Consider the following 12099-nt stretch of genomic DNA (forward strand, 5'->3'; position numbering starts at 1 on the left):
GCTGTTTTAACCGGAAACTGATATGGCTGAACCTCGTTTTATACATCTGCGCGTCCACAGTGATTACTCCATGGTTGATGGTCTGGCGAAAACCGGACCCTTAGTCAAGAAGGCGGCTGCGCTGGGCATGCCGGCGATTGCCATTACCGATTACATCAACCTGTGCGGGCTGGTGCGTTTTTACGGTAGCGCACACGGCGCGGGGATCAAGCCGATTATTGGTGCTGACTTCCAGGTTGCCAGCGAATTGATGGGCGATGAGCTGACACAGTTAACGCTGCTGGCGGCCAATAACACCGGTTATCAAAACCTGACCTTGCTGATTTCACGTGCATATCAGCGCGGTTACGGCATTGCGGGCCCAATCATTGATCGCGACTGGCTGCTGGAGCTGGGAGAAGGCCTGATTTTGCTTTCTGGCGGACGTCGCGGCGACGTGGGCCGCAGTCTGCTGCGCGGCAATAGCGCAATGGTAGCGCAGTGTTTGAGCTTTTATCAGGAACACTTCCCGAATCGTTATTACCTGGAATTGATGCGCACCGGTCGCGCCGATGAAGAAGCGTATCTGCATGCCGCCGTCGAGCTGGCGGTGGCCGAAGGCGTTCCCGTCGTTGCCACCAACGAAGTGTGCTTCCTGAATGAAGAAGATTTTGATGCGCATGAAATCCGCGTTGCAATTCATGACGGCTATACGCTGGACGATCCCAAGCGTCCACGCAACTACAGTCCTCAGCAATATATGCGCAGTGAAGAGGAGATGTGCGAGCTGTTCTCGGACATTCCGGAAGCGCTGAAAAATAGCGTAGAGATTGCTAAGCGCTGTAACGTGACGGTGCGCCTCGGCGAATATTTTCTGCCGCAGTTCCCCACCGGTGACATGAGCACTGAAGACTTCCTCGTGGCGAAGTCACGTGAAGGCCTGGAAGAGCGTATGGAATTCCTCTTCCCGGATCCGGCGGTGCGCGCAGAAAAACGCGTGGAATATGATGAACGTCTGGAGATTGAACTCACTGTTATCAACCAGATGGGCTTCCCGGGCTACTTCCTGATCGTGATGGAGTTTATTCAGTGGTCGAAGGACAACGGCATTCCCGTCGGCCCAGGCCGCGGTTCGGGTGCCGGTTCATTGGTGGCGTATGCGCTGAAAATCACCGATATCGATCCGCTGGAGTTTGACCTTCTGTTCGAACGTTTCCTGAACCCGGAACGTGTTTCGATGCCTGACTTTGACGTTGACTTCTGCATGGAGAAGCGCGATCAGGTGATCGATCACGTGGCCGATATGTATGGACGCGATGCGGTATCGCAGATCATCACCTTCGGTACCATGGCGGCGAAAGCGGTCATCCGCGATGTGGGACGCGTACTCGGTCATCCGTACGGTTTTGTTGATCGTATCTCGAAACTGATCCCGCCGGATCCGGGCATGACGCTGGAGAAAGCCTTCCTGGCTGAACCGCAGCTACCGGAGATCTACGAGGCTGATGAAGAGGTGAAAGCGCTGATCGACATGGCGCGCAAACTGGAAGGTGTCACGCGTAACGCCGGTAAACACGCCGGTGGTGTGGTGATTTCGCCGACCAAAATCACCGATTTTGCGCCGCTGTACTGCGATGAAAACGGGCAATTCCCGGTTACCCAGTTTGATAAGAATGACGTGGAATATGCCGGGCTGGTGAAGTTTGACTTCCTTGGCCTGCGTACGCTTACCATCATCGACTGGGCGCTGAAGATGATTAACCCGCGCCGTGAAAAGCAGGGTTTGCCACCGATTGATATCGCCGCCATTCCGCTGGATGACAAGAAAAGCTTTGATATGCTGCAGCGCTCGGAAACCACGGCGGTGTTCCAGCTTGAATCGCGCGGCATGAAAGATCTGATCAAACGTCTGAAGCCTGACTGCTTCGAAGATATGATCGCACTGGTGGCGCTGTTCCGTCCGGGACCGCTGCAATCGGGCATGGTAGATAACTTCATTGACCGTAAGCACGGTCGCGAAGAGATCTCTTATCCGGATATTCAGTGGCAGCACGAAACCCTGAAGCCGGTGCTGGAGCCGACCTACGGCATCATTCTGTATCAGGAACAGGTGATGCAGATTGCGCAGGTGCTGTCTGGCTATACGCTGGGCGGCGCGGACATGCTGCGTCGTGCGATGGGTAAAAAGAAACCCGAAGAGATGGCGAAGCAGCGTTCGGTGTTCCGGGACGGTGCGGAGAAGATGGGCGTCGACGGTGAGCTGTCGATGAAAATCTTCGATCTGGTAGAAAAATTTGCCGGTTATGGCTTTAACAAGTCGCACTCCGCCGCTTACGCGCTGGTTTCTTATCAAACGCTGTGGCTGAAAGCGCACTATCCGGCAGAATTTATGGCGGCCGTAATGACCGCTGATATGGATAACACCGAGAAAGTGGTTGGCCTGGTCGACGAATGCTGGCGCATGGGCCTCAAAGTGCTGCCGCCAGACATCAACTCCGGTTTGTATCCGTTCCACGTCAATGACGAAGGCGAGATCGTTTACGGCATCGGCGCGATCAAAGGCGTGGGTGAGGGCCCGATCGAAGCGATCATTGATGCGCGTAATGAAGGCGGCTACTTCAAAGAGTTGTTTGATCTCTGTGCGCGCACCGACACCAAAAAGATCAACCGTCGCGTAATGGAAAAACTGATCATGTCGGGCGCATTCGATCGTCTCGGCCCGCATCGCGCGGCTTTGATGAGTGCACTCGGCGATGCATTAAAAGCGGCCGATCAGCATGCTAAAGCCGAAGCCATCGGCCAGGCCGATATGTTTGGCGTGCTGGCCGAAGAGCCAGAGCAGGTAGAGAAATCCTACGCCAGCATCACGCCGTGGCCGGAACAAATTCAACTGGATGGCGAACGAGAGACTTTGGGTCTCTATCTTACCGGACATCCGATTAACCAGTATTTGAAAGAAATTGAGCGTTACGTCGGCGGCATGCGGCTGAAAGACATGCATCCGACAGATCGTGGTAAAGTAACCGTCGCGGCGGGGCTGGTGATTGCCGCCCGCGTGATGGTCACTAAACGCGGTAACCGAATTGGTATTTGTACCATTGACGATCGTTCTGGTCGTCTTGAAGTGATGTTATTTACCGATGCGTTAGATAAATACCAGCAGTTGCTGGAGAAGGACCGTATCCTGATCGTCAGTGGACAGGTCAGCTTTGATGACTTTAGCGGTGGCCTTAAAATGACCGCTCGAGAAGTGATGGACATCGACGAAGCGCGGGAAAAATACGCGCGCGGACTTGCTATCTCGCTGACGGACAGGCAAATTGATGACCAGCTTTTAAACCGTCTCCGCCAGTCTCTGGAGCCTCATCGTTCCGGGACCATTCCGGTGCATCTCTACTATCAGAGAGCCGATGCGCGAGCGAAGCTACGCTTTGGTGCAGCGTGGCGTATTTCGCCCAGCGATCGTTTACTCAACGATTTGCGGTCGTTAGTAGGATCGGAGCAGGTGGAACTGGAGTTTGACTAAAACAGGAACATTATGAGTCTTAATTACCTGGATTTTGAACAGCCAATCGCAGAGCTTGAAGCGAAAATCGACTCGTTAAAATCGATTGGCCGTTCGGATGAGAAACACGATATTAATTTGGATGAGGAAGTGCAGCGTTTACGCGAAAAAAGCGTTGAGCTGACCCGTAAAATCTTCTCCGATTTAGGCGCATGGCAAGTGGCGCAACTCGCGCGTCATCCGCTGCGTCCTTATACACTGGACTATATCCGCAACGCGTTTGATGATTTCGACGAACTGGCTGGCGATCGTGCTTATGCCGATGATAAAGCGATTGTCGGCGGTATTGCCCGTCTTGACGGTCGTCCAGTGATGATCATTGGTCATCAGAAAGGTCGCGAAACCAAAGAGAAAATTCGTCGTAACTTCGGTATGCCGGCACCAGAAGGCTATCGCAAAGCGCTGCGTCTGATGGAAATGGCTGAACGCTTTAAGATGCCGCTGATCACCTTCATCGATACGCCGGGAGCTTATCCGGGCGTGGGTGCAGAAGAGCGCGGTCAGTCAGAAGCGATCGCACGCAACCTGCGTGAAATGTCTGGCCTGAAAATTCCGGTAATTTGTACCGTAATCGGCGAAGGCGGTTCCGGTGGTGCGCTGGCAATCGGCGTGGGTGATAAAGTCAACATGCTGCAGTACAGCACCTATTCGGTGATTTCACCGGAAGGTTGTGCGTCGATCCTGTGGAAAAGCGCCGACAAAGCTCCGCTGGCTGCGGAAGCGATGGGTATCACAGCTGAGCGTCTGAAAGAGCTGAAGCTGATCGATTCCATCATTCCTGAGCCGCTGGGCGGTGCGCATCGTCAACCGGTAGATATGGCGGCTTCGCTTAAGCAGCAACTGCTGGCCGATCTGGCCGATCTCGATGTACTGAGCACCGAAGAGTTGCTCAACCGTCGCTATCAGCGCCTGATGAACTACGGCTACGCTTGATACATCAGAGCTAAGCAAGAAGCGGACCCCGGTCCGCTTTTTTTATGTCGAACGAACACCATTCTGATCAGCCATCCGTAGGGTAGCCATCCATGGCTACCTGGTTCGACGATTTCGCTGTGACTTCGGTGCAAGGTCCAGAAAAGAACAGCCCGATCGCAAAGAATCACTGCATCCATGCAGATCGGCCTCGCCATCCATGGCTCGGACGCTTTGCTCTTCGGGCTGGTCTTTCCTGTCCCCTGTGGCTTGATCGTGGCTTTTCTGGTGCATTAGCATTCGGTTACAATCACTCAACAGCAGAGCATTCCAGGTTTATCCGCGCGCGGTTTTCGCTATCCTTATTCAGTGCCACAACACCACAGGAGGTGAGCATTGAATATTATTGCGATCATGGGACCGCACGGCGCTTTCTACAAAGATGAGCCTATTCGCGAACTGGATGCTGCCCTCAAGCTGCAAGGCTTCCAAACCGTTTACCCCAATAATGCCAGCGACCTGCTGAAGTTGATTGAACACAATCCGCGTATCTGCGGTGTGATTTTTGACTGGGACGATTACAGTCTGGCGCTGTGTAGCGACATCAATCAGCTTAATGAATATCTGCCGCTCTATGCCTTCATCAACACCCATTCGCAGATGGATGTCAGCATCAACGAGATGCGCATGGCGCTGCACTTCTTCGAGTATGCCCTGAGCGCTGCCGATGACATCGCGCTGCATATTCGTCAGTACACCGATGAGTACATCGATAACATCACGCCGCCGCTAACTAAAGCGTTGTTCACCTACGTCAAAGAGGGCAAATACACCTTCTGCACGCCGGGTCACATGGGCGGCAGCGCTTTCCAGAAAAGCCCGGTGGGCAGCCTGTTTTATGACTTCTTTGGCTCGAACACCTTAAAAGCGGATGTCTCGATCTCGGTCACGGAATTGGGTTCATTGCTCGATCACACCGGCCCGCATCTGGAAGCGGAGGAGTACGTTGCGCGCACCTTTGGCGCTGAGCAAAGCTACATGGTGACTAACGGCACCTCGACCTCGAACAAAATCGTCGGCATGTATGCGGCTCCATCGGGCAGCACGGTGCTGATTGACCGTAACTGCCATAAATCGCTGACCCATTTGCTGATGATGAGCGACATCATCCCAATCTGGCTGAAACCGACGCGCAACGCACTGGGCATTCTGGGCGGCATTCCGCAGCGCGAGTTTACGCGTGACAGCATCCAGCAAAAGGTCAACGCCACGCCGCATGCCAGCTGGCCGGTGCATGCGGTAATCACCAACTCAACCTACGATGGCCTGCTGTACAACACGCAGTTCATCAAACAGACGCTGGATGTGCCATCGATCCACTTTGATTCTGCGTGGGTGCCGTACACCAATTTCCATCCGATCTATGCCGGTAAAAGCGGCATGAGCGGCGATCGTACTCCCGGCAAAGTGATTTATGAAACGCAATCGACGCACAAACTGTTAGCGGCGTTCTCGCAGGCTTCGCTGATTCACATCAAAGGCGATTACGACGAGCACACCTTTAACGAAGCCTACATGATGCACACCACCACCTCGCCGAGCTACGCGATTGTCTCGTCGATTGAAACCGCGGCGGCGATGCTGCGCGGCAATCCGGGTAAGCGACTGATCAACCGCTCGGTTGAGCGTGCGCTGCATTTCCGTCGTGAGATTCAACGCTTGCGGGAAGAGTCTGACGGCTGGTTCTTTGATATTTGGCAGCCAGAGCAGGTCGATCAGGCCGAATGCTGGCCGATCCAGCCGGGCGAGGAGGATTGGCACGGTTTCACCCATGCCGATCGCGATCATATGTATCTCGATCCGATCAAAGTCACCATTCTGACGCCGGGCATGAGCGAGCTGGGTAACATGGCGGAAGAGGGCATTCCAGCCGCGCTGGTGGCGAAGTTCCTCGATCAGCGCGGCATCGTGGTGGAGAAAACCGGGCCATACAATCTGCTGTTCCTGTTCAGCATCGGCATCGATAAAACCAAAGCGATGAGCGTGCTGCGTGGGCTGACGGAGTTTAAGCGTGCATACGATCTCAACCTGCGCGTGAAAAACATGCTGCCGGATCTCTACGCTGAAGATCCCGACTTCTACCGCAACATGCGCATTCAAACGCTGGCGCAGGGCATTCATCAATTGATCCTGCAACATGATCTGCCGCGCCTGATGTTGAAAGCGTTCGACGTGCTGCCGGAGATGAAAATGACACCGCATCAGGCGTTTCAGCGCCAGGTAAAAGGTCAGGTGGAAACGGTGGATATTCGCGAGCTGGTGGGGCGCATTTCCGCCAACATGATTCTGCCGTATCCGCCTGGCGTGCCGGTGGTGATGCCGGGCGAGATGATCACCGAAGAGAGCCGTTCCGTACTCGATTTTCTGCTGATGCTATGCACCATCGGCCGACACTATCCCGGTTTCGAGACCGATATTCACGGTGCGACGTTGACGGACGATGGGCGTTATCTGGTGCGCGTATTGCGTGAAGATGACGAAGGCTAACTTAGGACAATCACCTCTTTTCATCGCCGCATTTGCCACGTAGGGTAAGCGGCTTGTGTGAAAACCGGAGTCGCTATGCTGCAGATTAAACAGATTCATCACATCGCCATTATTGCCACCGATTATCAGCGCAGTAAGGCGTTTTATTGTGATGTGATGGGCTTTGAATTGTTGGGTGAATATTACCGCGCCGAGCGTGACTCGTGGAAAGGCGATCTTGGCCTGAACGGGGTTTATACCATCGAACTGTTCTCTTTCCCCTCGCCGCCGCCACGCGTTAGTGGACCGGAAGCCTGCGGCCTGCGTCATCTGGCGTTTTGCGTTGAGGATGTTGAGCAGTCCATAGCGGCGCTGGCGGAGAAGGGCGTGACGTGCGAGCCGATTCGTATTGATGCGTTAACCGGTAAAGCCTGCACCTTCTTTCCCGATCCGGATGGTTTGCCGCTGGAGCTGTATCAGGCGTAAACTAGCGTCCGCCGCGAGCCGCAATTCGGTGGCTCGCCCGGACGGAACGCGCTCATGTCTTTATCTCATCTTGCTTCGCTGCTGACACCCGACGCTGGCTATGTGCTGGCGTTCAGCGGCGGACTTGATTCCACCGTGCTACTGCATCAATTGGTCTGCTGGCAACGTCAGCAGCCAGCGCTACGCGTGCGCGCGTTACATGTCCATCATGGTCTTAGCCCGAATGCCGATAGCTGGGCGCTGCATTGCCAGCAAGTTTGCCAGCAGTGGCAGATTCCCTGTGAAGTGCTGCATGTGCAGGTTGATGGCCGCGCCAACGGCATTGAAGCGGCTGCCCGCGAAGCACGCTATCTGGCGCTGTTTCAGCATCTGCAACCCGGTGAGCACTTACTTACCGCTCAGCACCGTGACGATCAGGCGGAAACGCTGCTGCTGGCGTTAAAACGCGGCAGCGGACCGGCGGGTTTGGCCGCGATGCCGCTGCAGCGCAGCGTGGGTGAACATTGGCATCTGCGTCCGTTGCTCGACGTTAGCCGTCAGCAGCTGGAAAACTATGCTGCCGAGCATCAACTGCGCTGGATTGAAGATGAAAGCAACGCCGATAGCCGCTATGACCGCAACTTCCTACGTCAGCAGATTCTGCCGCAGCTGCAGGCGCGCTGGCCGCACTTCAGTGCCGCCAGTGCACGCAGCGCCGCGCTCTGTGGCGAGCAGGAGCAACTGCTCGACGAGTTGCTGGCGGAACAGCTGGCGCAGCTTAGCGATGCGCAGGGCGCGCTGCACTTCCCGCCGTTAATGAATATGAGCGAAGCGCGGCGTCATGCGCTGTTACGCCGCTGGATTGCTCAACAGGGCGGCGCGATGCCTTCGCGCGAGGCATTGAAACGCATCACCGATGAAGTCATCAACAGCCGTGAAGATGCCAAACCTTGTTTGCGTTTCGGCGCTTTTGAGCTGCGCCGCTATCGCCAGCAACTCTATTGGCTAACGCCGCAGCCTTCACTTAGTCAGCACTTGCTAACCTGGCAAGACCGCACGCAGCCGCTTAATTTACCCGCTGGTTTAGGTTCGCTGCACGCGAATGCGTGGATTGCCGAGCTGCGCCAGCCTGCAGCGGATGAAGCGATCACGATCCGCTTCCAGTCGCAGGGTTATTATCATATACAGGGGCGCGCAGGTGGCCGCGAGATGAAGAAGCTGTGGCAAGAGCTGGGCGTTGCGCCCTGGCAGCGCGAACGTATTCCGTTGATTTATTTTAACCAGACGTTAATTAGCGCGCCGGGGGTGTTTATTACCCGCGAAGGCGCAGCCAGCAACGAGCAAGGCTGGCAGGCGATCTGGTCACCACAACAATAAAATGGAGAGCAATGATGAAACTTTGGATGGCCGCGGCGTTATTCGCTGCGGCGCTGCCGGCGTTGGCCGACGGCGATGTGAATGCGGGCGCGCAAAAAGCGGCAAGCTGTATGGCGTGTCACGGTGCGGAGGGCAAAAGCGCCGTGCCGCTTTATCCCAATCTGGCCGGGCAACATGCGCCTTATCTGCTGCATTCACTGCAAGCCTATAAAAAAGGCGAGCGGAGCGGCGGCCAGGCGGAAGTGATGAAAGCGTTTGTAGCGGGATTGAGCGATCAGGATATGGCAGATTTATCGGCGTATTACAGTTCGTTAAAACCTTAAGCGAGGTGGGCGGGATGTGATTCCCGCCCGAGAGAGGTTTTACTCGTCTTCGCTGACGATGACGGTGCCCAGCTCCGGATGTGTGAAGCTGGCGATGTGGTCGAGCCGCACTTCGCGGGTCTCGCCTGAAAGATCGACGGCAAGGTACTCGACGTTTTTACGTGAGACCATGTCCACGGCTTTGGCCTTGAGCTGATCGCCGTTTTTTAACTCTAACGACAGCGTCCAGTGTTTTTGGCAGGCGAGTTCAAGGTTGTCGTAATCATCGCAGTTGATGGGTTTGTAGGCTTCATTCGTCAACATAGTCGCTCACCAATAAGTTTGCAGCGGCATACGCTGCTTGTTCCCTGAGAGAAGAGTTTAGCGCAGAATCAGCGGCAATATCGTTGAGAGCCTTCAACGCACAACCTATGGCGTCTGGCACATACCCAAGGTCGCCGCTACCAATTTCGGCATACTTCTGGCGAACTAACTCACAATACTTTTGCACATACACCTCCTCAGCAGAGTTGATACTCTGGATGATAGGCGACTATATCACAGGAATTTCATCGAAATCAGCCCGGTCGTCACGGGAATGATGCAAGCAAATGGGCAAAAGTGACATTTCGCGCTGGTCTTATGCATCCAGCGTGCGCACAAAAGGTTAAGTTGATGAACAGGTTATTACGCGACGCAACGTCGAGCCAAACGGTAGGTGACAGATGATTGTGCTGTCTCGATCGCTTTCACTTGCAGATAATGAAGTGGAACTCAGTGCCATCCGTGCGCAAGGTGCCGGTGGCCAGCATGTGAATAAAACGTCGACGGCGATTCACCTGCGATTTGATATTCATGCCTCATCGCTGCCGCCGTTTTACAAAGAGCGACTGCTGGCGGCGAGCCATCATTTGATTACCGCGGAAGGCGTGGTGATCATCAAAGCACAGGAACATCGCAGCCAGGAAATGAATCGGGAAGCGGCCGTGCAGCGGCTGATAAATCTGATTCGGGAGTTAACCACGGTGGAAAAAGTGCGGCGTGCGACCAAACCGACGCACGGCTCTAAAGTGAGGCGGCTGGAAGGTAAAACGCGGCGCAGTAACGTGAAGGCGATGCGCGGAAAGGTGCAATAAAAAACGCCTCCGGCTGGAGGCGTTTAAGCGTTACTTGTTGAGTGCTTTCACCAGGAAGTCGACGATGTCATGTTGCTTAATCATCTGCTTCTCGCTGGCGGTACGCGCCTTGTACTCAATCTCTTCGTTATCGAGATTACGATCGCCAATTACGATGGTGTGCGGCACGCCAATCAGCTCCATATCCGCGAACATCACGCCTGGACGCTCTTTACGGTCATCCAGAATCACGTCAATGCCTTTGGCACGCAGCGTGTTGTACAGCTCTTCAGCCAACTGCTGCACACGGAAAGATTTGTGCATATTCATTGGCAGAATGGCCACTTCAAACGGTGCCAATGCCGCAGGCCAGATGATGCCACGTTCGTCGTTGTTCTGCTCAATTGCCGCCGCCACAACGCGCGTAATACCGATGCCGTAACAGCCCATGGTCATCACCTGGTTACGACCATCTTCGCCCTGAACCGCTGCTTTCATCGCTTCGGAGTACTTGGTACCCAGCTGGAAGATGTGGCCCACTTCGATACCGCGTTTAATCAGCAGCGTACCTTTGCCGTCTGGGCTTGGATCGCCTTCCACCACGTTACGGATATCTTCCACGCGCGGTTCTGGCAGATCGCGGCCCCAGTTGATGCCGCTCAGGTGTTTGCCATCAATGTTGGCACCCGCGCAGAAGTCAGCTGTTTTTGCCACGGTACGATCGGCGATCACTGGCATGGTCAAACCGACCGGGCCGAGCGAGCCTGGACCGGCACCCAGCAGCGCGCGAATCTGTTCTTCGCTCGCCATCTCCAGCGGTTCAGCGACGATATCCAGCTTCTCCGCTTTAATTTCGTTCAGCTGATGATCGCCGCGCAGCAGCAGGGCAACCAGCGTGTGGCCGCTCTCTTCGGTGGCTTTGACGAACAGCGTCTTAACGGTTTTCTCAATCGGCAACTGATGTTGCTCAACCAGCTCGGCGATAGTCTTGGCGTTTGGCGTATCGAACTGCGTCATGGCTTCTGTGGCGTGCGGACGCTCGCCAGCCGGCGCTAAGGCTTCGGCTTTCTCAATGTTGGCCGCGTAATCGGATTCGCTGGAGAAGATCACGTCATCTTCACCGCTCAGTGCCAGCACCTGGAATTCATGTGATGCGCTGCCGCCGATAGAACCGGTGTCAGCTTGTACGGCGCGGAAATCAAGGCCCATACGGCTGAAGCTCTGGCTGTAGGCGCGGTACATCGCGTCGTAGGTTTCCTGCAGCGATTCCTGCGTGGTGTGGAACGAGTAAGCATCTTTCATGATGAACTCGCGTGAACGCATCACACCAAAACGCGGGCGCACTTCATCGCGGAATTTGGTCTGGATCTGATACAGATTGAGCGGCAGCTGCTTATAAGAGCTCAGCTCGTTGCGGATCAAATCGGTGACCACTTCTTCGTGGGTTGGACCCAGCACGAAGGGACGTTCGTGACGATCTTTAATGCGCAGCAGTTCCGGGCCGTATTGCTCCCAACGGCCGCTCTCTTCCCACAGATCGGCAGGCTGAACCACCGGCATGGAGATCTCAATCGCACCGGCGTTGTTCATCTCTTCACGCACGATGTTTTCAACTTTTCGCAGCACGCGAATCCCGGTCGGCAACCAGGTGTAGAGACCGGAAGCCAGTTTGCGGATCATGCCGGCGCGCAGCATCAGCTGGTGGCTGATCACTTCTGCATCGGAAGGTGTCTCCTTCAGAGTGGAGAGCAGATATTGAGTAGTACGCATTGATTACGATTCCAGTTATACGGAAGGAAACTGACAAAATTTTTCTGGCGGCTAGTGTACCAGCGAGATCAATCACTCAAAAGCGGGT

Annotated in this window: 10 protein-coding genes; 7 read left to right on the forward strand and 3 right to left on the reverse strand. The window is 54.9% G+C overall.

Translation table 11 applies throughout. The features are described from left to right. Positions 1–22 precede the first annotated feature (22 nt). The 6 genes from dnaE (at position 23) to P6287_RS04015 (ending at position 9147) form a co-directional block, all read left to right on the forward strand. On the forward strand, positions 23–3505 hold the full coding sequence (dnaE, locus tag P6287_RS03990) for a DNA polymerase III subunit alpha (protein ID WP_277974548.1): 3483 nt from the start codon (positions 23–25) through the stop codon (positions 3503–3505). Positions 3506–3517: 12 nt separating this feature from the next. Further along, positions 3518–4477, forward strand: a complete 960-nt coding sequence (gene accA, locus P6287_RS03995) for an acetyl-CoA carboxylase carboxyl transferase subunit alpha (RefSeq protein WP_101762038.1) — start codon at positions 3518–3520, stop codon at positions 4475–4477. A 375-nt stretch (positions 4478–4852) separates the two neighbouring features. Next, positions 4853–7003 (forward strand): lysine decarboxylase LdcC, encoded by a 2151-nt coding sequence (locus P6287_RS04000; RefSeq protein WP_277974549.1) that lies wholly within the window; start codon positions 4853–4855, stop codon positions 7001–7003. Positions 7004–7078: 75 nt separating this feature from the next. Then, positions 7079–7468 (forward strand): VOC family protein, encoded by a 390-nt coding sequence (locus P6287_RS04005; protein ID WP_277974550.1) that lies wholly within the window; start codon positions 7079–7081, stop codon positions 7466–7468. Between the two features lie 54 nt (positions 7469–7522). Continuing rightward, positions 7523–8824 (forward strand): tRNA lysidine(34) synthetase TilS, encoded by a 1302-nt coding sequence (tilS, locus tag P6287_RS04010; protein WP_277974551.1) that lies wholly within the window; start codon positions 7523–7525, stop codon positions 8822–8824. 14 nt (positions 8825–8838) lie between these two features. After that, entirely contained in the window at positions 8839–9147 is a 309-nt protein-coding gene (locus P6287_RS04015; protein ID WP_101762035.1) for a cytochrome c, read from the forward strand. A 39-nt stretch (positions 9148–9186) separates the two neighbouring features. Here the strand turns inward: P6287_RS04015 and rof are convergent, their stop codons facing one another. Both rof and P6287_RS04025 read right to left on the reverse strand, forming a co-directional pair. Further along, positions 9187–9450, reverse strand: a complete 264-nt coding sequence (gene rof / locus P6287_RS04020) for a Rho-binding antiterminator (RefSeq protein WP_210080832.1) — start codon at positions 9448–9450, stop codon at positions 9187–9189. Next, a complete protein-coding gene (locus P6287_RS04025) occupies positions 9437–9637 on the reverse strand; it encodes a YaeP family protein (protein WP_036622231.1) in 201 nt (66 codons plus the stop codon). Before P6287_RS04025 ends, rof begins: the two co-directional genes overlap by 14 nt. A 214-nt stretch (positions 9638–9851) precedes the next feature. On the opposite strand from P6287_RS04025, the gene arfB reads away from it, so the two are divergent. Beyond that, positions 9852–10262 (forward strand): alternative ribosome rescue aminoacyl-tRNA hydrolase ArfB, encoded by a 411-nt coding sequence (gene arfB, locus P6287_RS04030; RefSeq protein WP_101762033.1) that lies wholly within the window; start codon positions 9852–9854, stop codon positions 10260–10262. Positions 10263–10292: 30 nt separating this feature from the next. Here arfB and proS read toward each other — a convergent pair whose 3' ends face one another. Beyond that, positions 10293–12011 (reverse strand): proline--tRNA ligase, encoded by a 1719-nt coding sequence (proS, locus tag P6287_RS04035; protein WP_277974552.1) that lies wholly within the window; start codon positions 12009–12011, stop codon positions 10293–10295. Positions 12012–12099: the final 88 nt, after the last annotated feature.

Origin of the sequence: Pantoea sp. X85 (assembly GCF_029623675.1) — a bacterium.
Classification (GTDB): Bacteria; Pseudomonadota; Gammaproteobacteria; order Enterobacterales; family Enterobacteriaceae; genus Pantoea; species Pantoea leporis.

Bases quoted from the DNA above. Each gene is read 5' to 3' on its own strand.
- tilS (WP_277974551.1), top strand. From the start codon at position 7,523: ATGTCTTTATCTCATCTTGCTTCGCTGCTGACACCCGACGCTGGCTAT.
- proS (WP_277974552.1), bottom strand. From the start codon at position 12,011: ATGCGTACTACTCAATATCTGCTCTCCACTCTGAAGGAGACACCTTCC.
- accA (WP_101762038.1), top strand. From the start codon at position 3,518: ATGAGTCTTAATTACCTGGATTTTGAACAGCCAATCGCAGAGCTTGAA.
- P6287_RS04005 (WP_277974550.1), top strand. From the start codon at position 7,079: ATGCTGCAGATTAAACAGATTCATCACATCGCCATTATTGCCACCGAT.
- arfB (WP_101762033.1), top strand. From the start codon at position 9,852: ATGATTGTGCTGTCTCGATCGCTTTCACTTGCAGATAATGAAGTGGAA.
- dnaE (WP_277974548.1), top strand. From the start codon at position 23: ATGGCTGAACCTCGTTTTATACATCTGCGCGTCCACAGTGATTACTCC.
- rof (WP_210080832.1), bottom strand. From the start codon at position 9,450: ATGTTGACGAATGAAGCCTACAAACCCATCAACTGCGATGATTACGAC.
- P6287_RS04015 (WP_101762035.1), top strand. From the start codon at position 8,839: ATGAAACTTTGGATGGCCGCGGCGTTATTCGCTGCGGCGCTGCCGGCG.